Genomic DNA, 19,773 nt, shown 5'->3' with positions numbered 1-19,773 from the left:
ACCTTTTAAAAGTGGTCCATCGCCGTCAGCTCACTGAGCGCGGCGATGTCTCCGTTTCCGGCCCTATCGAAGTGCAGTGCCTTGAGCCCCGCTGCACGTGCACCCTCGACGTCATTAGCCACCGAATCACCAATCATGAGCGTGGAGCCAGGCTCTACCTCTAGGCGCCGACAAGCCTCGAGGTAGGCCTCTCGGTGCGGTTTTGGCTTAGCCATTTCCACGGTGGGAAAGAGCTCAACGCCTGGCAGGTCGAGCCCGCCCGCCCGTAGTTTTGCCTCCTGCATGTCCCGCGCACCGTTCGTCAGAATGCCGACCTTGAGGCCCAGGGATAGGACGTGCTGGAGGGCGGGGAGGGCGTCGCCAAGCGCCTGCCAGTGCTTTTCATACGCGGCCAAATACTTGGCATATTCCGCCAGCGCCTCCTGCTCCGTCATCTCTGGACGGCCCAAGAATTCGCGGCAGCGCTCCACGCGCTGGCCCTGGTGGGTGACCTCGCCGCGCTCGTAGGCGGCGAACCACTTGCGCTCGATCTCCGCGAAGCGCTCATGGTGCCCGCCCGGCAGCCACTCCTCGACGGCCGCATGCATCGCGGCGGTGTGGTCCATGAGGGTGTCATCGAGATCGAAGAGAACGGCGCGAATCATGCTTGCAACCCTACGCAGATCGCTGACAGCGTCGCGGCGGAACAACGAAATGGTGGAAATTTCCATACAATGGCTGGCATGACTCAGAAGACCGCAACTGCAACGATGCACACCAACTACGGTGACATTGTTATCGACCTGTTCGGTAACCACGCACCGGTAACCGTTGAGAACTTCATCGGCCTGGCTAAGGGCGAGAAGGACTACACCACCCAGAACGCCAAGGGCGAGCAGTCCGGCCCGTTCTACGATGGCGCTATTTTCCACCGCGTCATCGACCAGTTCATGATCCAGGGCGGCGACCCGACCGGCACCGGCCGTGGCGGCCCCGGCTACCAGTTCCAGGATGAGTTCCACCCGGAGCTGCAGTTTGACCGCCCGTTCCTGCTGGCCATGGCGAATGCCGGCCCGGGCACCAACGGCTCCCAATTCTTCATCACCGTGGCGCCGACCCCGCACCTGAACAACCACCACACCATCTTCGGTGAGGTCACCGACGCGGCTTCCCAGGAAGTCGTGTCCAAGATTGCGAAGGTCTCCACCGACCGCATGGACCGTCCGGCTGAGGACGTTGTCATCGAGTCCATCGAGATCGCCTAAGCGTTCTTAGCTTTTCATCTGAGCCCGCTGCCACGTGATGTGGTGGCGGGCTCGTTGTTTTAGGAGTCTGCGTGAAGAACTATCTGAAATCAGCACCGGCCACCCTGGTGCTTATGGTGCTGTGCATCGGTGCCTGGTGTGCCGCGGCCATTCAAGGCTCATCCCTCTCCGCGCCCTACTATCGCAGCATGCTGGCCCAAGACTGGACGCTGTGGGGCCCTGAAGTGTCCGAGCACCCCACAACTGTCATTACCGCGGGCTTTATGCACCTCGACGCCGGGCACCTCTTGGTCAACATGGTGATGCTGTTCTTTGTGGGTAGGGAAGTAGAACGCGCCCTGGGCAGCGCGCTGTACGTGGCGGCCTATCTCATCTCCATTGTTGGCTCTTCCGCCGCAGTGCTGTGGATGGATTTCGGCACACCCACGGTGGGTGCCTCCGGCGCTCTCTTTGCGCTCATGGGTCTACTCATTGGTGTGTACCGCAGCCGCGGTCTTGATCTGCGCGCGCCCATCGTCTTGGTCGTAGCAAACGTTGCCTACAGCTTTGTGGCGGAGAACGTCTCCGTGTGGGGGCACTTGGGCGGTTTGCTCACAGGACTGCTGTTGGCGCCATTCCTCTTTCGCCAACGTGCGTGGCTGCGTTGGCTGGGGATTTGGATTATCGGGGTGATAGCTGCTGTTGCAGCGGCGCTGCGAGCTGGGCTTTGGGGATAACTCGGGCGTGTTATCCACCAAAACCTCTGTGCGAAAGAATTCCACATAAGTTATCCACATTGTGGATAACTACATTTTTGTAATTTACCGAACGTGTGGGCCAAGATAACCGCAGATCAGCAGCGTATTAGGTTGTGTTCGAAGTTTTTGTGCGGGCTGTGGGAAGCGTGAAAACACTTATCCACAGGGTGTGGAGAAAGGCTGTGGAATTCGTTCTCCACAGAGTTATCCCCACCCTGTGGATAACTTTGTACCCAAGGTGTTAACAGTGCTCCGGCTGCGAGGTGGTGTTGGGAACTGCGCCCCCTCGTTAGCTCACCACTCCTGCGCGAAAGGCCCAGATCACGAGCTGTACTCGCGAACTAGCTCCAACTTTGGCCATCGCAGATGACAAATGAGTCTTGACCGTAGAGGGCTCCAAATACAGCTCGCGCCCGATTTCGATGTTGGTCAATCCTTTGCCCAGGGCCCGTACGCAATCGAGTTCGCGCGGCGTGAGTAGGGCTGAATCTACCGTGGCCCGCGCTTTCCGCCGACCAAATTCCGCAATCACCCTTTTAGTAACCGCAGCGTCGACCATGCCTTCACCTGAGGCCGCGTGTTTGACGCCTTGGATGAGGTCGATCATTGGGGAGTCTTTCAGCATGACGCCACAGGCACCGGCTTCGAGGGCACCAAAGACGTATTCGTCTAGGTCAAAGGTGGTGATCACGATGACTGCTGGGGGATTGTCTTGCTTGTTAATCTCCGTGGTTGCATAGATCCCGTCCCCGTCAGGCATGCGGATATCGAGGCACACCACATCAATGTCGCGAGCCTTTGCAGCTGCTATCGCCTCATTCCCGGAAGCTGCCTCAGCCACAACTTTGATCTCACCGGTGGCCTCGAAGATTGCCTTTAATCCCTGTCTGATCAGAGGTTGGTCATCAACTAACAAGACTCGAATCATGGCTTCCTCCAGGTAATGAGCACCAGCCAACCATCTTCGGTAGGTTCATTGAAAGCGGTTGCACCGACAGCTCGGGCGCGCTCTTGGATGCTGATGGTGCCACGGCCCGTGGGGCTATGTGTGAAAGTGCCGCGGGTGATTATCCGCAGTTCATCATCGCTCAGCATGACATCAACAGGCGCGCCTGTTGCATGCTTGCGGGCATTTGTCAGAGCTTCTTGGGTGATTCGATAAGCCGCGATCAACTCGCCCTCCGACAAGTGGGAGGTGTCCGAAAACGTTACTGCCTGCCCTAGAGCGCGAACCTCCGAAATTAGCGCAGACAGATTTGTCGGCTGAGGGATGCGGTGTATTTCGGCATCGGAAACCGAAAGCTTGCTAACGGTCGCGCGGACATCCTGGAGTGCCTTCGTCGTCGACGAGGTCACGTGTTGGAGATGCTCTTTGGCAGCGGTGGGGTTGACATCGATGCATGCCTGTGCGGCTTGAGCTTGGATGGCGATGGCTGAGAGGTGATGGGCGGTGGTGTCGTGAAGCTCCCGCGCAATGCGGGCGCGCTCTTCGACAATGGCGTTTTCCTCAGCGAGTTCTGCTTGGCGGGCGAGGGATGCGGTGAGCTCACGGTTATTGCGGACAGCGAGTCCAATAGCAAAGAACACTATGAGGGGGAGCAGCCAGCCCAAGGCTGTGAGCAGAGTAAAAAGCGGAGGCTCGATTCCTCCCAGCGGTGGCATGGCAATGGCGCGGAGGGTGCCGACAATGAGACCCGAGATAATGAGGGAAATAGAGTCGCGAGTTTTTGACTTCGTGTGCAGCGCTAGCGAAAACGCAGCCACCGAGGCAGCGATACCGTTGTAGCCGAGGCTGTGGTCTGCGGTGACGAGACAGTAGAGGGACCACAGAAGCTCAGTAGCAGAAATCCCGAGTAGGACGCTTAAGGGAAATTTACGGCGCCAAAGCAGGAGGATGCCTTTGGCAATGATGGCAACAAGAATCAGCCAGAACTGCGCTGGAGACAATGCGGTATTGAAGGGGGTTGGTTCCATCGAGCTAGCCACTAGGAACCCAACGAGGTCAAGGGATAGAACGATGACAGCGAGAGCGATGTCTCTGGCTGAAAGGCGATTCATGAAGTCCATGTTAAAGATTTGCCCGGTAAAAGCGGGTGAGCCCAAGTCCCATGCTCACAACCGACCAGCCGGCAAGTACAGCAATACCTACCCATGGATTCATAGTTTGCGTTGCCCCCTGTCCACCAGCAATTGACACAGCAGAAGAAGGAAGCCAACTGTAAAGATACGGTTCCCACCCGGCCATGACGCCGATAGTTCCCAAGATCACTCCTGCCATTAACACTGCGACAATAACCCCGATGGCTGGACCGATCCTCCGTATGGCTAATACGACACCGATGATCGCGAGGGTCAGTAGTAGCACGGCCAAGCTGCCTCGCAGCCACACGACAGCGACATTAGAAGCAGAAGCAACCAGAGAAACATCATTCATCGGAGCCGCAACCAGTGCGATCAGTGAGTTAAGAACACACGCTGCCACGCATACTAGGAGGACGGTATTCAGCACCGCCACGATCAAAGAACTCGCCCATTTCATACGCGAACCAGCGCCAACCACCTTCCACACCACTGCACCGCTGGAAAATGGGTAGCTAGCTGCAGTGATTGTGAGTGCAACAATGGCGATGAGGAAGATTGAAATGCCTGTGGACTGGCCAGAACCTGTGATATCGAGGGCGGCCAATTGGAAACTGGACGTCGTGGGGTCGGAGCCGTCGATAAGCGCCTGCACCTGTTGGCCTGTTGGACTGTCACCGACTTGTGGCGGGTCAATTTTCAAAAGGAACGGAAGTGCCCACTGCAGGACAGCGCTGATGCCCGCCATCATAACTGCGAGTATGGCGACGATCAGCACGTTCGGGAGGTGGCGAAGGGTATAAAACTCGGATTTCATGTCTAGCCTTTCGTAGCGTGGGCGAAGTAGGTGGCTTCAAGGTCAGGGATTTCACTGAGAACGCCTGTGAATGTGGTGTGACCACGAGAAATGATGACTACGTCGTGGGCGATTGCGGCCGCTTCAGCCAGATGATGGGTTGCCATGATAATTGCCTTCCCACGGGAAGCTTCCGCACACAAGACTTCGCCCAGCCAACGAATGCCGTCAGGATCAAGACCAGAGGACGGTTCGTCCAAGATGATGATGTCGGGATCTTGTAACAGAGCTCCCGCTAGCGCTATACGCCGTTTCATGCCTAACGAGTAAGTTTTGAGCTGCCGGTCGCAGCGGTGCGACATATCGACAAGCTCTAAAACCTCTTGCACTCGATACTTATCGACGCCATATAGCCTCGCCATTGCTTGAAGATGCTGACGCCCAGTGAGACTGGTAACGAGGCCGCCATCGTCGAGGAGCAGCCCGATGGTGCCATTGATGTGCTTCGTTCCGGTGGCTTTCACCAAGCCGAGGGCAGCCCGGAGCGTGGTGGATTTGCCGGCGCCGTTTGGACCAAGCAAAGCGATGATCCGTCCGGGCGATGCCGTGAGGTTCGCGCCGTGGACAACCTCATGTCCGGCGAAGGAGACGGTGATGTCTCGAGCAGTGAATACGGTGTTCATACCTCTGACGATATTGATCAGGGGCATGAGAAACATCGCCTAAGCAGGCAATCTTTTGCCTCCGCCATTTGGGGGAGAAGCCCGTTAATCGAGCAGAGTTGAGTCGGGCCTAAGAGCCAGCGCCGCCCAGAATCTTGGCCACCAGGTTCAGGCGCGTGCTGGCGCCGAAGATGGTGATGAGGCGTGAGACATGCTTCTTCACGGCGGATTCGGAATAGTGGGTGGCGGCAGCGATCTCAGAATTGGAGTTGCCGGCGAGGAGGAGTTTGAGGACGGCAATTTCGGCGTCGTGAAGCTCGTGGCTCTCAATGGCGGCGGCGACGGGATCGCGTGGGGTGGCGGGTTCCCCAATGTAGTCCACCAAACGGTGCATGGCGGCGGGTGCCACGACGGTGCCGCCCTCCACGGCGGCGCGGACCGCTTCGATGATGGAGCGCGGGCGCTGGTTCTTCAAGATATAGCCCGCGCCGCCCGCCCGCAGGATCTTCAGCATCGTGTCATCCGAGTCGAAGGCGGTGACGGCCAAAAACGTCGGTGGATTTGGCGCGGAGTTAAGGTGCTTGAGCAGCGTAATGCCGTCCATGTGCGGCATGTGAATATCGGCGAGGACGAGGTCCGGCTTGGCTTCTTCAAGCTGGGCTAAGCAATCGGCGCCGTTAGTTGCCTCACCGACCACCGTGATGTCCTCGGTGGTCTGGAAGTAGACGCGGAGCGTCGAGCGAACGAGCTCATCATCATCAACGAGGAAAACCCGAATGCTCATGGGAACAGTTTAGCCGCACCACCAGAGCTGGGGGCTGTTGGAGCAACGGAAGTGGTCAGCGAATTCGCCCGCGAAAGACTTGTAGAAGGTGAATCCGGTGGACTCAGTGTTCTCAGTAGCGGTGTCAACGGTGGTGTCAGCAGGAGCCTCAGCGGCGCTGGCGATTGGTGCGGAAAACAGCGCGAGTGCTGCGGCGGCAACGGCGAGGGAAGTACGCATGTCAAACCTTTTTAAATTTAAGAAACGGCGGACTACCGGGAAAGCTTACTATATTTTTCTGAGGCTGGCGGTGGGAAGAGAAAGGCGTGTGACCCAGTGCTCGCCTTCTTTGCCGCTGCCGAAGCTGCCGTGCATTCGACGAACGCGGCGGGCGATTTCACCCAAGCCCAGATTCGTCGTCATGTATTGGCGTGATTGCTGAGCCGCAATCACGGAAGTGATCACCACGTCGATGGTCTTGGAGGTGCTTGTTGCCTCGATGCTTACACGGGATTCAGGGCGAGCGTACTTGAGGATGTTGATGGCGAGCTCAGAGAACACGAGCGATAGCTTTTCCGGCAGTGCAAGCTGGCCATTCTTGCCCACTGTTATCTGCGGTTCGCACTGAAAACCATGACTGCTCAGGAAGCTGACCATAGTGTCGAGGTCTTCCTCCAAGGACTTGACCCCCTTCGTCACGCTTTCGTTCTTCATCACGCGCAATAGATCGCGCACCTCGCCCATGGCGCGGCGGGCGTCGTCAGCAATTGCCTCTGCGGAGTCGGCCGCTGAGGGATCCGTTTGGGTCAGCGCTAGGGTCTCAGAACGCATAACCACGGAGGTTAAGGTCGCGGCTACCGAATCATGGAGGGCTGTCATAAGCGCCTCGCGCTCTTCTGCGGCGCGTTGCTCAGCGGCAAGACGCTGGTCCCAGGTCCTGCGCAGTACGGCCCCAATGACGATGGCCACCGCATACAAGACGAGCGGTATCGACAGGCTTAACGGATCGAAAACAGGCAGATAGTTTATCGAAGGATCCGTCGTGACGATGTAGGTGTACGCCACCGCTGGGGGAACCGCCCACAGCCAGCGCGTGCGAAACGCCACGATGCCGACGATGACGGGGCTCCACGCCAGGAGCAGGAATGACCGCCAATCGGAAAACCACATCGCCAGCGCAAAAAGCGCACCGTACCCGCAGGCCGCCACGCGTGGGTAGCGGACGGCCAGCGGCGTCAGGGTGACGCCGAGGCCAGCGAGGACGAGTGCGCCGGGGGTGAGGAAGTTTTTATCCACCGTGACGGTGAGCATCACCAAAATGATGCAGCCGACGCCGGCGATGCTATAGAACTTCGAGGAGTTCATCGGCGGCGCTGAAAGCTAACGCCAACCCATCGTCATCAGGAGACCGATGATGGCCAAGCCGAAGCCGATGCCGTAGTTCCACGGCCCCAGTGCCTGCATGAACGGAATGGACTCGCCCGCCAGGTAGTTCACCACGAGCCAGAGCAGGCCGATGAGCATGAGGCCCAGCATGATGGCGATGTACCACTTCGGGGTGCCCTCAGAGTTGATCTTGACCGGGGTGCGGTTAGTAGCAGAGCTGGAGGACTGCGGGAGTGCGGAGCCCTCCGTCGTGATCTTGGACTTTGGCATTATTACACCTTCACGAAGAATAGGGGTGGTTAATCTGTGGGATACCTTAGCAGCTGCGGTACTGAGAGCTACTGCGGCAGCAACGCTGCCGGGTCAAACTCCCAGAAACGGACCTGGATGGTCTGATCCTTGCGGATGACATCGCCGCGGCTTGCCGACGCCCACCCAATCTTGTTGCTGTCGATCGGGTTCGACGTCGGGATGCGCTCGCCTACCTCCAAGGAGCCGGACCAGCCCTTGGCGCGCAGCGCGGATTCAGCTTCCTGCTGCGTGGAGTGCACAAGCTCCGGTGCCTGGATGAGCATCGCGTTAGAGACCTCCAGCGTAACAGGGCTGCCCTTCGGAAGCTTTTGGCCCTTCTCGACGACCTTGAGCACCTGGTTTTCCGGCAGCTCAGAATCCACCGAATTCACGGTGACATCAAAGTCCATGGAGGACAGCATCTCAACCGCGCGATCGCGGTCCATGCCGCTGACGTCCGGAACGCTGACTTCCTTCTGGCCCTTGGACACCGTTATGCGGACCTTCGAACCCTTGGACAGCTGCGCGCCGCCCGCTGGGTTCTGGGAAATGATCTCGCCCGCGGGGGCTTCATCATTCACCTGCTCCACGTCGCTATTCAGCTCCAGGCCGGCTTCCTCCAGCGCAGTGGTGGCTTCATCCAGCTTCATGCCGGTGAGGTCTGGGACCTCGGTGACTTCCTTGCCGGAAGACACAGTCAACGTGACTGACGAATTCTTCTGCAGCTCCGAACCTTCCGCCGGGTTGACCCGGATAACCTTGCCACGCGGCACATCGGGGCTGGGCTCTTCGTTGACGGTTACCAACAAGCCAAGCTTCTCCAGCTCCGCCACCACTTCATTGCGTGGGCGGTTGGCCACCTTCGGGATCGTGACCATGCCAGAGCGTTTGGCCGCCTCGTGCTGCGCCTGTTCGCGCTCGCGGGCCTCCTGGCGGGAGCTGTCCCAGAAATCCCAGGCAAAATAGCCAATGATGGCCACGAGGGAGGCGGCGAGCAACGCCGCCAGCCACTTGAGACCGGATCCAGATTCCTCATCGTCGGAGGGGCGGGTGGAGGCCACCGGCGCGCGGTGTTGCGCGGACACGGGTGCCACCATCGTGGTGGGGTGATCCTCGTCGTTGACGTGAGAGCGCGCCGCTTCGGGCAGCTGGCCCTGGGATAAGCGTTCGAGGTCATCGCCCATCTCCCACGCGGACTGGTAGCGGTCCGCTGGGTGCTTGGCCATCGCCGTGAGCACAACGGCGTCAACGCCGAGTCGCTGCCGTTCCGTGAGGTCCGCAGTGATGAAGTCCGACGGCGGTGTTGGTTCCTCTTGCACGTGCTGATAGGCCACCGCAAACGGTGTCTCACCTTCAAAGGGAGTGCGCCCGGTGACCGTTTCATACATGACGCAGCCCAGGGCGTAGACGTCGGAGCGGGCGTCGGCAGGCTTGCCCCGCGCTTGTTCCGGGGAAAGATACTGCGCGGTGCCGATGACGGCGGAGGTCTGCGTCATCGCGGACGTGGAATCATCCAGCGCGCGGGCGATGCCGAAGTCCATGACCTTCACCTGGCCGGTGTTGGTGAGCATGATGTTGGCCGGCTTGATGTCGCGGTGGATGATGCCTGCCTCGTGGGAAGACTGAAGGGCATCCGCTACCGGCTTCAGCACGCGCGCGGCTTCTTCCACCGGCATGGGGCCATCCTCACGGACAATGTCGCGCAGGGTGCGCCCCTGCACGTATTCCATGACGATGTAGGGCACCATCAGGCCGTCGATGTCTTTTTCACCCGTGTCGAAGACAGCGACGATGTTCGGGTGGTTGAGCTTGCCGGAGTTCTGGGCCTCGCGGCGGAAGCGCTCACGGAAATTAACATCGCGCGCCATGTCGGGGCGCAGCATCTTGATGGCAACGGTGCGCCCCAAGACGGTGTCCTCGGCCTCGTAGACCTCGGACATACCGCCGGTGCCGATGGACTGGCGGAGGTGGTACCGATCACTGACCATGGTGGGTTACTGGCCTCCCTGTAGTGCGGATTCTTCGGTGGGGTTGTTCTGTGAGTCTAGTTCGGGCTCGAGCGTTGGGCTGTCATTGACCTGTGGCTGCGTCTCCTCCACGGGGAGGGTGGGCAGTTCCTCATGGGTCGTGTGGTGTGTGGTCACGGAAGGGGAAGGGATGACAGAGTGCGTCGTTGTGACGGTGACTTGAGTAGGTTCCTCTTCCACGGTGGTGATCTCGACGGTCTCGGGGCTTTCCGGTTCCTCTTCCACCGTCGTCTCTGGCTCTACCGTTTCGGTCACGATGACCTCGGTGGGCGGAGGCGGCGGAGTTGGAGAGGTGTTACCCCACAGCCTATAGGCCATGAAGCCAATAGCCACGAGGGCGGCGATGGCCACGGCGATGAGCAGCCCAGTGCCGAAGCCCCCCTGCTTGGCAGGGCGCTCTTCAGACTGCGGTGTGGAAACGGCCGGACGCACCGTGGTGGGGTGCGCCATGTTGGCCAGCATCTCCGTGGAGGCGGAAGGCGAGGGTTCGGCTGCGATAGGCGCGAGCGCCGCGGACTTCGGCTGAGGCGGGCGCTGGCCTTGGCGCACGGCAGCAATCGCGTTGGTGAACTCGTTGCCGTCGGCGAAGCGGGTGCCCGGGTCCTTGCGCAGGGCCATGCCGATCAGTTCACGGGTGGGCGCGCTAATCGACGTCGACAAGGGCTCCGGCGCCTGACTGATGTGCGCCAGCGCCACCGATACCGAGGAATCGCCGCTGAAGGGGCGCTTACCAGCCAGCATTTCATAGCCCACGACGCCGAGCGAATAGACGTCAGAGGTCGGGCCGACTTCATATCCCTGGGCTTGCTCGGGGGAGACGTATTGGGCGGTGCCGACGACCATTCCCGTGCGGGTCAGCGGCACCGCGGCGGCGGCCTTGGCGATACCAAAATCGGTGATCTTGACTTGCCCATTTTGGGTAATCATGAGGTTGCCGGGCTTGATATCGCGGTGCACGAGGCCCATGTGGTGGATCACGGAGAGGCCGTGGGAGGCCTGCTCCATGACGTCGAGGGCCAGCGTTTCCGGCAGTGCGCCTTCGCGGGCTAAGAGATCCGCCAGGGATTCTCCGCGAATGTACTCCAAGGCCATGTAGCAGAAGATGCGGCCGTTATCCTCGAGCTCCCGGTAGTCGTACGTAGCTACGACGTTTTCGGAATCGATGGATTCTGCGGCCTTGGCCTCGTTGCGGAAGCGCGAGAGGAACTCGTTGTTATCGGAGAACTCTGGGCGCAGGACCTTGAGGGCGACCTCGCGGTCATTGCGGACGTCGTCCGCCAGCCACACCGTGGACATGCCGCCGTGGCCGACTATCCACTGCAGCTGGTAGTCCTCGCCGATGAGTGCTTGTAGGTGTTCCTTATTATCAGCGCTGTTCACTACTGCTCACCTCCGTATGCGCGCAGGATGGCGCGGCCGATGGGCGCGGAGACTTGGCCGCCGTAGGCATTCTGGCCTAGGTGCCCGCCGTCCTTGACCACGACGCCTACCGCGATGTCCTTGTCCGGATCGAAAGCCACGTACCACGCGTGCGGGGCAAGGCCCTCGCCGTGCTCGGCGGTACCGGTTTTCGAGGCGAAACCGTTCCCGTCATAGCCATAGGTGCTGTGCTCGGAGGCAAACATGAGGTCCTTGATGGTGTTGGCCGTCTCTTCGCTGACGGCTTCGGCAGCCTGGCGTGGCTGGGTGGAGCGCAGCTCATTCATCTGGGCATCGGTGATGCGGTTGATCAGGTAAGGCTCCATGCGCTTGCCCTGGTTAGCGATGGTCCCGGCCATGATAGCCGCCTGCAGGGCGGACATGGTCACGTCGCGCTGGCCGATGGAGGATTGGGCGACTTGGGCGCCGTCGCCAAGCTCGCCCAGCGCACCAGCGGAAGTCTCCACACCGAGCGAGTACTTCTCACCCACGCCGAAGCCCTCCGCATACTTGCGCAACTCATCGGCGCCGATGCTCTCTGACATCTGCGCAAAAGCCGTGTTGCAGGACAGCGCGAAGGCCGTATGTAGGGTGACGCTCTCTGCGCCGCCGCAGGCTCGGTTGCCGTCGTTGGTCAGCTCCGTGACGGAATCGGGCAGCGTGATGGAGGCGGCGCCGGTCAACGTGGAGTTCGGGTTGAAACCGTTATTGAGGCCGGCGGCGGTGGTGATGATCTTAAAAATCGAGCCCGGGGGCAGGGTGTCCTGCGCAGCGTGGTTAACCAGCGGCGTGCCTTCTTGATTCTGCAACTGTTCCCACCGTTCGCTGGCGTTGTCACCGAGCAGGTCGGAGACGTTGAAACTAGGGGTGGAGGCCATGGCCAGAATCTTGCCCGTCGAGGGCTGGATGGCCACGGCTGCGCCGTTATAGCCGGGCCCGGCTAGCTGGTCGTAGGCGGCTTGCTGCAGTGCGGGATCGATGGTGACCTCGACGTTCGCTCCCATCTGGGGTTTTCCGGAGAGCGTGTCGAGCCAATTGCGCGCCAGCAGCGAATCATCCTTGCCGTTGAGGATGTCATTCTGGGATGCCTCCAGCTGGGAGGCGCCGAAGCGCTCCGAAAGGTAGCCGGTGATGTTGGCGAAGGCGGGGGAATCGGCAGGGTAGGAGCGGGAGTAGTTTCCCTCGGCGTCGGCAGTGGACTGCGCTAAAACCGTGTCGCCAGCGAAAATCTGGCCGCGCGGGGTCGTGCGCATCTCCAAGAAACCGCGAACGTTCTTGGGGTTATGGGCGTATTTGTCGTCGGAGAACGCCTGGATCACGGTGAGGTTCACCAGGAGCACGGCGGTAAGGATGAGGGCAAAGAGGGAAACGAGGCGGATCGATCTGTTCATCGGCTTGCCTCCTGGACGGCTGGGAATAGGGACGTGTCAGTGGGCGCGTTCGAGGTCTGCTCGCGCGCCGGGCGGCGCGCCGCATTGGAGATTCTCAGAAGGATGGCCAGCAGCATGTAATTGGCCATGAGCGAAGAACCACCCGCGGACATGAAAGGCGTGGTCAGACCAGTCATGGGCAGCAGCGCGGAGATGCCGCCGGTGACGACGAAGACTTGCACGGCCAAGGTGAGCGCGAGGCCAGAGGCGACCAGTTTGCCATAGGTATCGCGGCAGGTCAGCGCGGTACGGAATCCGCGCGAGACCAGCATGGCAAAGAGAATGAGCACGGCGGCGAGGCCGATGAGGCCGAATTCCTCACCAATCCCGGCCAGGATGAAGTCCGAGTGCGCTACCGGAACCATGTCCGGGTGGCCCTGGCCCAAGCCGGATCCGGTAATGCCGCCGGAGGACATACCGAACAGAGCTTGGGAAAGCTGGTAGCCGGTGGAGTCATAATTGCCCAACGGATCCAAGAAGTTGGAGAAGCGCTGCTGGATCTTGTCCGAAACCTGGTAGATGCTGAAGCCACCGACCCCCACGAGGATGACGCCGATGAGCAACCAGCTCACGCGGTTGGTAGCCATAAAGAGCATGCCGAGCACGGTGCTAAACAGCAGCAGGGCGGGACCGAAGTCATTGGAAATGCCCATGATGATAATCGCGATGCCCCAGATCACCAGGATGGGAGCCAGATCTCGCAGGCGTGGCAGAGAAATGCCGAGGAACTTGTAGCCGGCCACCGTGAACAGCGAGCGCTTCTGGGTAAGCAGCATGGCGAAGAACAGGATCAGCAAGATCTTGGAGAACTCGCCCGGCTGGATAGAAAATGGCCCCAGCCACAGCCAGATGCGAGCGTCCACGCCCGGCGGTTGCGGCCACACGAGGGGCAAGGCGAGAAGGATCAGGCCGAGCGCGCCCAAGATATAGGAGTACCTGGTCAGTGAGCGGTGATCGCGTAGGAGAATGAGCACCAGCGCGAAGAGGATGAGGCCGACGATGGTCCACATCACCTGTCGCACCGCCAGCCCGCCGCCATTCGCCAGGTCGAGGCGCTTCAACAGAATGAGCCCGGTGCCGTTGAGCACCGCGACGATGGGAAGCATGAGCTGATCCGCGTAGGGCGCGAGGAAGCAGAGCACCAAGTGAGCGACGGCGAAGACGCCGATGAATCCACCGATGAGGTAGAGGACATCGAGGGTCAGCACGTTGCCCTGCGACAACTCGAGGCTGACCAGGGTGATGGCGAAGACCACGGTGGCGAGCACGAGCAGGCCGAACTCGGTGCCGCGGGAAAAGAACTTACTCATCTACTTCACCTCCCGGCAGTTTCCTTTGGATTCGCTCTTGGCATCTTTGTTTTTCTCGTCCTTCGACGCCTTCGGGCAGGGCTTGAGCGCCTTGTCCGAGAGCTGCGAAAGCTGTGTTTGCACCTCGTCATAGGAGCCGGAGGGCAGGTTGCCCACGGCAGCGCGTTCGGATTCGGGCAAATCCTTCAGCGCGAACGGTGCGAAATCACCGTCGCAGGCGCCGTGCCCCAGCTTGAGCGCATTGTCCTTGTTTAGGCACGCATTCTGATACGTGTGGTGTAGCGGGCGGCCGAAGATCTCATAGTCCGCGCCTTCTTGGATGGTGAGGACGCCTTCTTCATCGGCGGTCACGTAGTAGTTGCTGCCCAGGTAACTTTTCATCCAGAGGCCGCCGCTGATGACCAGCACGATGATGATGGCAAGGCACGCAATGACCTTCCACCCAATCCGGCTTCGCTGTGGCCGCCGCTGTGGTTCGTCCTGGGGCTTCTCCTCAGCGGCCTGCGCTTTTGGGGGCGAGATTAGCTTCGCGGCGCGGCTCGCGGAAGAATCGGGGTGCGTTGGTTCCGGGACGACGCCTTGGACGGCACCGACGGTGATTGGGGCTACGTCATCGCCCTCACCGTCCACGACCTCCGCCACCACGATGGTGACGTTGTCCGGGCCGCCGGAGCGCAGCGCTAGATCCCGCAGGGTGGTGGCGGCCTCTTCGACCGTGCCCTGCTTCAGAGCTTGCTCGATGGTAGAGGCCGTCACCGGATCCGACAGGCCGTCCGAACACAGCAGGAGGCGGTCGCCCGGTTCAGCATCGAGCGTAAAGAGCGTCGGCTCCACGGGCCGGCCGGTATAGGCCTTGAGGATCAGTGACTTCTGCGGGTGGGAGGAGACATCTGCCGGATCGAGCTTGCCCTCATCGACGAGGGACTGCACGTAGGTGTCATCCTTGGTGATCTGGGTCAGCTTGCCCTCGCGTAGCCGGTAGCCGCGGGAATCACCCACGTGGCACACGCCGAATTCGGATCCGTTAAAGAGCAGGGCGGTTAGCGTGGTGCCCATGCCCTCGGTCTCCGGGTGCTCGTCCACGTGCTCGCGGATCGCCGCATTGGCGTCCTCTGCTGCGGCCCCAAGGAGCGCCAGCATGTCATTATCGCCTGGATCGCGCTCGAGGGAGGCCATGTGCTCCACCATGGTGGTGGAAGCAACCTCGCCGGCTGCGTGGCCTCCCATGCCGTCGGCCAACATCAGCAGGTGCGGGCCCGCGTGGGCGGAGTCCTCGTTGTTTTCGCGGACCAGTCCGCGGTCCGTCACTGCAGTAAAAGTCAGGCTTAAAGTCATGCCATCAACCTCACGGTCGTTCGGCCAAGTTTGATATCGGAGCCGACTCCGACTCGTTCTGGCTGGTCAATGCGAACGCCACCAACGAAGGTGCCGTTGCGGGATTCGAGGTCCTCCACGAACCACTCGCTGCCCCGGCGGAACAAACGGGCGTGGTGACCGGAGGAGAAATCATCACCAGTGACAAAGTCACAGTCCTGTGCGCGGCCCATCGTACAGTCCTCAAGAGTGCCTAGCTCCATGTGGGAACCGCGCAGCGGCCCGTCCACGATGGTGATCTCACGCGGCGCTTCGCGACGCCTCTGGGCCCCCTTCACCGGGGCCGATGCCTGGTAGACGCCGGCGGCCTTATTGGCATCGCGACGCATGGCGTTGAGTGCGGCCAAGATGAACAGCCACAGCAACACCAGCAGGCCGATGCGCAGCGAGAGCAGCACGATCGAATCCATGGAAAGTCCTTACGCTAAAAAATCTGGAAAAGTTGCTGAGGCGGCTTAGTAGCCTTGGTTCTCAAGGCCGGTGATGCGCACCTCGATGTGGGAGTGGCCGAGGGTGATCACGTCGCCGTCGGCAAGCAGCCAGTTCTCAATCGGGGTGTCGTTCACGGTGGTGCCGTTCGTGGATTGCAGGTCCACCAGCACGGCGTCCTGGCCGTTCCAGGTGATCTCCGCGTGCTGGCGGGATACACCGGTATCGGGCAGGCGCAGGTCCGCGTCATTGCTGCGGCCCAGGATGTTGGAGCCCTCCTGCACGTGGTAGACGCGGGAGGAGCCGTCCTGCAGCATGAGTGTTACCGCTGGGCCCTGCGGCGCCGGCTGGTTCGGGGTGGGCGCCATAAAGGCGGTGGTTGCGGCCTCATCGGCGTTGTGCGGCTGGGTCATAGAGTCCTCCTGACCATGGTCGTGGTGGAAAATCGCATCAAATCCGGTTTCTTCGGTGGGCTCGTGATCCAAAAAGGAGGACACGCGCAACTGCCCAGTCCGCAGTCCCGACTCCTCCGCGATGCGTACGATGACCGGCCCGGCGAGGGACCAGCCACTGTTACGGATGAAGCGGGTGAGCTGATCAGCTAGATCCTTGGGAACACCCCGGTCTTGGGAGAGGTTCTCGATATCTTTGGAGGATACGCCGACGGTCATGACGTTGGGGCTATACAGCTTGCCATCATCACCGCGGGACAAATTGTCCTGCGCCTCCTGCTTGAGAAGCTCCTCAATCTCAGCGGGGACGACCTTGCCGCCGAAGACAAAGGCCATGCCGTTGTCCAGTCCGCGTTGCAGGGAAGAATCCAGCTTGGCGAGCTTATCTAGCAATGCCATTGGAAGGGCCGTCCTCCTTTCGGGATGTTTTCAGGGAGAGATATAGCAGCGATCAGTATAGGGTGCTTTCCTTGACTTAACGTAGACGCGCGCGGCAAAGTTCCCTGGAAAGTTCAGGTTTGCCAGCGGATTTGTAGATTCGCTGGGGCTGCGTGCTAAAGTTAGCTAGTCGCCAAGACATCAATACCCTGCCCGGGTGGCGGAATTGGCAGACGCGCTGGCTTCAGGTGCCAGTGTCCTTATAGGACGTGCGGGTTCAAGTCCCGCCCCGGGCACGCTGAGCAGTTGAACAAACTGCGACACCGGAGGTAACAAACTCGAAAGGGTTCGTGACCTCCGGTTTCTTTCTTTTTCTGAACTTTGGCGGTCGAGGATTGCAAGTGTGGGGATTTACATCCTAAATCCCGCCCGCGCCGGTCGACACGTCTTTCGAATTTTGTTTTCGATGGTGTCAACAAGTCATCTTGATCTGACACCCTTCTTTTGAGTTTCGGTTTATTGTGTAGGCAGTCAGTCCGAGGCTTGATGTTTGCTTAGGTTTGGTTGGCAGGGTCGAGAGGATAATAGTTTTATTGCATGATCTCGATCTCGTAGTTCGATTTGGGGCCGGGCCATTACTTTCGGTGGATCTCTGCTGCGCCCATAGGCCAAGCAGTTTTAGGGGTTCGTTGTACGGGAAAGCTGGTGTGCCTAAACCATCCTTGACTTGAGATCCTACTTAGGGGCACTTGGAATCCTCCAACTGAGGTGGTTCCCGGGGCGTTGGAGGATTTCCTAGTCGTTGAATCCTGATCTAGGAGTTAATCGACTGGGCTGACGCGGATAAGGTTTCCATCAGGGTCGGCAACAACGAAGGTGCGGCCGAAGACATCATCGTAGGGTGGCTGCACAATTTGGACTCCTTTTGATTTCCATAGACGGTATGTCTCATCGATGCGGCTTGCCGGTCCATCCAGCATCAAACCTATTTCGCTCGTTCGCGGTGTTTGTTTCTCCATGTGGGTGTTATGGCCGGTCCACACAGCAAACAGGACATCCTTTGAAATTTCGAATGCTACATATCGAGGACTGATGAACGATGGCTGCATATCGAATAAGTCGCTGTAGAAGGCAGTCGAGATCTCTGTATCGGAGACATAGGTTAGGAAAAGATTGGGGGTTGGCATTGCCATTCTCCTTTCGGTGAGTGGTGTTGTTTACGTGGACGCAGTGCATTCGAGCAAACAAACCTGACAAGGAGTGTCATATTCCGGAAAATATTGTGGTTCCAGCGATAATTACGGCATGAGATCGGCGCGCCTGTTGTCTATGCTCTTGCTATTGCAAACCCGAGGCCGTGCTACGGCTGCCGAGCTGGCTTCGCATTTTGAGGTTTCCCAGCGCACAATACTGCGTGACGTTGATGCACTCTCGGCCGCAGGAATACCTGTTTATACGGAGCAAGGTATGCATGGTGGGATTGTGCTCGATAGGCGCGCTCGATTGAACGCTTCTCGATTGGATCCGACTGAGATTCAGCTGATGAGGATTCTTGGCGTCGGGGCAGATTCACTCGCACACTTGGGGTTTGGCCAAGACATCGCCCTGCTGCAGAAGAAAATGAACGCAGTCTCATTCTCTAAAGCGTCCGATACTCATAATTTGGAAGAAAAGGTCCTACTTGATTCCAGTGGCTGGTTTAGCAATGAAACCCAAAACGACTTAGAAGAGTTGCTAGAGGCTGTACGGAAAGAAGCTCGAATTGAGGTGTCCTATCGCCGAAGCGGGGACAAGAAGCAACAACGTGCTGTGGCTGATCCTTATGGGCTTGTACACAAGGGTAGAAGTTGGTACTTGGTCGTTGATATCGATGGGGAACCAAGGATGTTGGCAGTCTCGCGTTTAGAAACCTTTCGCGTTTTAGGTCAAGCTGCTCAGCTTCGTCCAGGGCAAAGTTTGGCAAGGGTGTGGGCGCAGCTCGTTGAGCAATTAGAAGAAGACATGCCAGTTCGAATCACCGCACTTCTTCGAGCGACTCGGCTTGATATGGCATCTCGTATTTTGGGATCACGGCTTATCCATTATGAACCCGTGGACGAAAACTTTGTCCGTATCGTGGTGGGATATGCGGATATTCAGGGGGTAAGGCAATTGCTTCAGTTTGGGGACCACATCTGGGTCACCGATCCCCCGGAAGCAGTAAAAATCACTGCTGATCTAGCTAATGAACTTGCGAAACGACATAGTGGGACCACAAATCCTGAATCGTAGAAACCGAAGATGGGTACTGGGATGCCGTCGTAACAGGCCTGCTGAAAACGGTAAGAGGTGCGCTAACAATCTAGGAGCTCTCGTGGATCTTATGATTGGAGAAAAGTAAGTAACGATGGCTTTCGCTTCACTCGCAGGGTGGTGGAGTAAGGGCTTTGGAGGTTCAGAGCGCCTTCAAGGCGGGCGAGGGCCTCTTACCACTGGTGAAGCCGCAGCGTAGTGCGGGCATCTTAGCCGGTCTACAATCTTCCCACTTCACATTGAGGGTCTTTACCATGACGATTCTGTGTGATCTACCAAGGGTGTGAGAGCAGGTTTACATGTCACTCATGAGAATTCAGGTGAGCACGACTTAGAGGTTGAGGTACGCAAAATATTTCGGCCATAGTGTTGCGGATTATGCGCCCTTATCAGATTGTGGCCACTGAGCGCATTGTCACCAAGGTGCTAGCCGGTATCCACAACCACAAGTTGCTCGGCACGGTTAACGCTGGTGGCTATATTTGGCACACGACGGGATCAGGAAAACACAGACCTCGTTTAAGACGGCGCAGTTAGTAGCGCAGTATCACTTCACTTCCCCGAGGATTAATGCTGGCATGAGCAAAACGACCACAGCGACAAGGTGCGTCGTGGCTGCTGTTTCCCAGCGCTCGTGCGCGATAAAATGCTAAGAAGACCGAAATGGTAGCGGCGTGGTGAGTATCTGGTAGCGCCTGAGTGAG

General features: G+C 59.1%; 21 protein-coding genes and 1 tRNA gene. 5 read left to right on the top strand and 17 right to left on the bottom strand.

What is annotated here, in order from left to right:
• Positions 1-5: 5 nt before the first annotated feature.
• Complete coding sequence (locus tag HMPREF2604_RS00415) at positions 6-644, bottom strand: HAD family hydrolase (protein ID WP_070562147.1); 639 nt, start codon at positions 642-644, stop codon at positions 6-8.
• Between the two features lie 69 nt (positions 645-713).
• Here HMPREF2604_RS00415 and HMPREF2604_RS00410 point away from each other — a divergent pair, with 69 nt between their 5' ends.
• On the top strand, positions 714-1,244 hold the full coding sequence (locus HMPREF2604_RS00410; RefSeq protein WP_039672975.1) for a peptidylprolyl isomerase: 531 nt from the start codon (positions 714-716) through the stop codon (positions 1,242-1,244).
• Positions 1,245-1,315: 71 nt separating this feature from the next.
• Positions 1,316-1,960 (top strand): rhomboid family intramembrane serine protease, encoded by a 645-nt coding sequence (locus tag HMPREF2604_RS00405; protein ID WP_070562144.1) that lies wholly within the window; start codon positions 1,316-1,318, stop codon positions 1,958-1,960.
• 310 nt (positions 1,961-2,270) lie between these two features.
• Here HMPREF2604_RS00405 and HMPREF2604_RS00400 read toward each other — a convergent pair whose 3' ends face one another.
• The 15 genes from HMPREF2604_RS00400 to HMPREF2604_RS00330 form a co-directional block, all read right to left on the bottom strand.
• Complete coding sequence (locus HMPREF2604_RS00400) at positions 2,271-2,909, bottom strand: response regulator (protein ID WP_070562142.1); 639 nt, start codon at positions 2,907-2,909, stop codon at positions 2,271-2,273.
• Positions 2,906-4,039, bottom strand: coding sequence for a histidine kinase (locus tag HMPREF2604_RS00395; protein ID WP_168162978.1), 1,134 nt, complete (start codon positions 4,037-4,039; stop codon positions 2,906-2,908). Before HMPREF2604_RS00395 ends, HMPREF2604_RS00400 begins: the two co-directional genes overlap by 4 nt.
• A 10-nt stretch (positions 4,040-4,049) precedes the next feature.
• Positions 4,050-4,877, bottom strand: a complete 828-nt coding sequence (locus tag HMPREF2604_RS00390; RefSeq protein ID WP_070562224.1) for a hypothetical protein — start codon at positions 4,875-4,877, stop codon at positions 4,050-4,052.
• Between the two features lie 2 nt (positions 4,878-4,879).
• Positions 4,880-5,539 (bottom strand): ABC transporter ATP-binding protein, encoded by a 660-nt coding sequence (locus HMPREF2604_RS00385; protein WP_070533753.1) that lies wholly within the window; start codon positions 5,537-5,539, stop codon positions 4,880-4,882.
• Between the two features lie 109 nt (positions 5,540-5,648).
• Positions 5,649-6,302, bottom strand: a complete 654-nt coding sequence (locus HMPREF2604_RS00380) for a response regulator transcription factor (RefSeq protein WP_070523264.1) — start codon at positions 6,300-6,302, stop codon at positions 5,649-5,651.
• A gap of 9 nt (positions 6,303-6,311) precedes the next feature.
• Positions 6,312-6,521, bottom strand: coding sequence for a hypothetical protein (locus tag HMPREF2604_RS00375; RefSeq protein ID WP_070533549.1), 210 nt, complete (start codon positions 6,519-6,521; stop codon positions 6,312-6,314).
• Positions 6,522-6,569: 48 nt separating this feature from the next.
• Complete coding sequence (locus tag HMPREF2604_RS00370; protein ID WP_070533547.1) at positions 6,570-7,646, bottom strand: sensor histidine kinase; 1,077 nt, start codon at positions 7,644-7,646, stop codon at positions 6,570-6,572.
• Between the two features lie 15 nt (positions 7,647-7,661).
• Positions 7,662-7,937 (bottom strand): cell division protein CrgA, encoded by a 276-nt coding sequence (gene crgA, locus HMPREF2604_RS00365; RefSeq protein ID WP_070533546.1) that lies wholly within the window; start codon positions 7,935-7,937, stop codon positions 7,662-7,664.
• Positions 7,938-8,005: 68 nt separating this feature from the next.
• Positions 8,006-9,946, bottom strand: a complete 1,941-nt coding sequence (gene pknB, locus HMPREF2604_RS00360) for a Stk1 family PASTA domain-containing Ser/Thr kinase (RefSeq protein ID WP_070533544.1) — start codon at positions 9,944-9,946, stop codon at positions 8,006-8,008.
• A gap of 6 nt (positions 9,947-9,952) precedes the next feature.
• Positions 9,953-11,365 (bottom strand): serine/threonine-protein kinase, encoded by a 1,413-nt coding sequence (locus HMPREF2604_RS00355; RefSeq protein WP_070533542.1) that lies wholly within the window; start codon positions 11,363-11,365, stop codon positions 9,953-9,955.
• Positions 11,365-12,795, bottom strand: a complete 1,431-nt coding sequence (locus tag HMPREF2604_RS00350; protein ID WP_070533540.1) for a penicillin-binding transpeptidase domain-containing protein — start codon at positions 12,793-12,795, stop codon at positions 11,365-11,367. The genes HMPREF2604_RS00355 and HMPREF2604_RS00350 overlap by 1 nt, the downstream gene beginning before the upstream one ends.
• Positions 12,792-14,144: an FtsW/RodA/SpoVE family cell cycle protein gene (locus HMPREF2604_RS00345; protein ID WP_070533538.1), complete on the bottom strand. Its 1,353-nt coding sequence runs from the start codon at positions 14,142-14,144 to the stop codon at positions 12,792-12,794. The genes HMPREF2604_RS00350 and HMPREF2604_RS00345 overlap by 4 nt, the downstream gene beginning before the upstream one ends.
• Positions 14,145-15,479, bottom strand: a complete 1,335-nt coding sequence (locus HMPREF2604_RS00340; RefSeq protein WP_070523235.1) for a PP2C family protein-serine/threonine phosphatase — start codon at positions 15,477-15,479, stop codon at positions 14,145-14,147. It abuts the gene before it with no gap.
• The gene (locus tag HMPREF2604_RS00335; RefSeq protein WP_070523232.1) at positions 15,476-15,928 is read right to left on the bottom strand and encodes an FHA domain-containing protein FhaB/FipA; all 453 of its coding nucleotides are present in this window, start codon (positions 15,926-15,928) and stop codon (positions 15,476-15,478) included. The genes HMPREF2604_RS00340 and HMPREF2604_RS00335 overlap by 4 nt, the downstream gene beginning before the upstream one ends.
• 45 nt (positions 15,929-15,973) lie before the next feature.
• On the bottom strand, positions 15,974-16,798 hold the full coding sequence (locus HMPREF2604_RS00330) for a DUF3662 and FHA domain-containing protein (RefSeq protein WP_070444456.1): 825 nt from the start codon (positions 16,796-16,798) through the stop codon (positions 15,974-15,976).
• A 190-nt stretch (positions 16,799-16,988) separates the two neighbouring features.
• Here HMPREF2604_RS00330 and HMPREF2604_RS00325 point away from each other — a divergent pair.
• Positions 16,989-17,073 (top strand) — tRNA-Leu (locus HMPREF2604_RS00325).
• A gap of 525 nt (positions 17,074-17,598) precedes the next feature.
• Here HMPREF2604_RS00325 and HMPREF2604_RS00320 read toward each other — a convergent pair.
• On the bottom strand, positions 17,599-17,964 hold the full coding sequence (locus tag HMPREF2604_RS00320) for a VOC family protein (RefSeq protein WP_070524765.1): 366 nt from the start codon (positions 17,962-17,964) through the stop codon (positions 17,599-17,601).
• A 73-nt stretch (positions 17,965-18,037) separates the two neighbouring features.
• Between HMPREF2604_RS00320 and HMPREF2604_RS00315 the strand changes: the two genes are divergently transcribed.
• Positions 18,038-19,048, top strand: a complete 1,011-nt coding sequence (locus HMPREF2604_RS00315; RefSeq protein WP_198530986.1) for a helix-turn-helix transcriptional regulator — start codon at positions 18,038-18,040, stop codon at positions 19,046-19,048.
• A gap of 399 nt (positions 19,049-19,447) precedes the next feature.
• The gene (locus HMPREF2604_RS14465; RefSeq protein WP_158014593.1) at positions 19,448-19,606 is read left to right on the top strand and encodes a hypothetical protein; all 159 of its coding nucleotides are present in this window, start codon (positions 19,448-19,450) and stop codon (positions 19,604-19,606) included.
• Positions 19,607-19,773 lie beyond the last annotated feature (167 nt).

This window comes from Corynebacterium sp. HMSC055A01, from assembly GCF_001809405.1.
GTDB classification, from domain to species: Bacteria; Actinomycetota; Actinomycetes; order Mycobacteriales; family Mycobacteriaceae; genus Corynebacterium; species Corynebacterium hesseae.
This window is presented reverse-complemented; position numbering and strand designations above follow the sequence as displayed.

What these genes read in the sequence shown, in the direction of transcription:
- HMPREF2604_RS00415 (WP_070562147.1), bottom strand. Translation starts at nt 644, where the DNA reads ATGATTCGCGCCGTTCTCTTCGATCTCGATGACACCCTCATGGACCAC.
- HMPREF2604_RS00410 (WP_039672975.1), top strand. Translation starts at nt 714, where the DNA reads ATGGCTGGCATGACTCAGAAGACCGCAACTGCAACGATGCACACCAAC.
- HMPREF2604_RS00400 (WP_070562142.1), bottom strand. Translation starts at nt 2,909, where the DNA reads ATGATTCGAGTCTTGTTAGTTGATGACCAACCTCTGATCAGACAGGGA.
- HMPREF2604_RS00395 (WP_168162978.1), bottom strand. Translation starts at nt 4,039, where the DNA reads ATGAATCGCCTTTCAGCCAGAGACATCGCTCTCGCTGTCATCGTTCTA.
- HMPREF2604_RS00390 (WP_070562224.1), bottom strand. Translation starts at nt 4,877, where the DNA reads ATGAAATCCGAGTTTTATACCCTTCGCCACCTCCCGAACGTGCTGATC.
- HMPREF2604_RS00385 (WP_070533753.1), bottom strand. Translation starts at nt 5,539, where the DNA reads ATGAACACCGTATTCACTGCTCGAGACATCACCGTCTCCTTCGCCGGA.
- HMPREF2604_RS00380 (WP_070523264.1), bottom strand. Translation starts at nt 6,302, where the DNA reads ATGAGCATTCGGGTTTTCCTCGTTGATGATGATGAGCTCGTTCGCTCG.
- HMPREF2604_RS00375 (WP_070533549.1), bottom strand. Translation starts at nt 6,521, where the DNA reads ATGCGTACTTCCCTCGCCGTTGCCGCCGCAGCACTCGCGCTGTTTTCC.
- HMPREF2604_RS00370 (WP_070533547.1), bottom strand. Translation starts at nt 7,646, where the DNA reads ATGAACTCCTCGAAGTTCTATAGCATCGCCGGCGTCGGCTGCATCATT.
- crgA (WP_070533546.1), bottom strand. Translation starts at nt 7,937, where the DNA reads ATGCCAAAGTCCAAGATCACGACGGAGGGCTCCGCACTCCCGCAGTCC.
- pknB (WP_070533544.1), bottom strand. Translation starts at nt 9,946, where the DNA reads ATGGTCAGTGATCGGTACCACCTCCGCCAGTCCATCGGCACCGGCGGT.
- HMPREF2604_RS00350 (WP_070533540.1), bottom strand. Translation starts at nt 12,795, where the DNA reads ATGAACAGATCGATCCGCCTCGTTTCCCTCTTTGCCCTCATCCTTACC.
- HMPREF2604_RS00345 (WP_070533538.1), bottom strand. Translation starts at nt 14,144, where the DNA reads ATGAGTAAGTTCTTTTCCCGCGGCACCGAGTTCGGCCTGCTCGTGCTC.
- HMPREF2604_RS00340 (WP_070523235.1), bottom strand. Translation starts at nt 15,479, where the DNA reads ATGACTTTAAGCCTGACTTTTACTGCAGTGACGGACCGCGGACTGGTC.
- HMPREF2604_RS00335 (WP_070523232.1), bottom strand. Translation starts at nt 15,928, where the DNA reads ATGGATTCGATCGTGCTGCTCTCGCTGCGCATCGGCCTGCTGGTGTTG.
- HMPREF2604_RS00330 (WP_070444456.1), bottom strand. Translation starts at nt 16,798, where the DNA reads ATGGCATTGCTAGATAAGCTCGCCAAGCTGGATTCTTCCCTGCAACGC.
- HMPREF2604_RS00320 (WP_070524765.1), bottom strand. Translation starts at nt 17,964, where the DNA reads ATGCCAACCCCCAATCTTTTCCTAACCTATGTCTCCGATACAGAGATC.
- HMPREF2604_RS14465 (WP_158014593.1), top strand. Translation starts at nt 19,448, where the DNA reads ATGCGCCCTTATCAGATTGTGGCCACTGAGCGCATTGTCACCAAGGTG.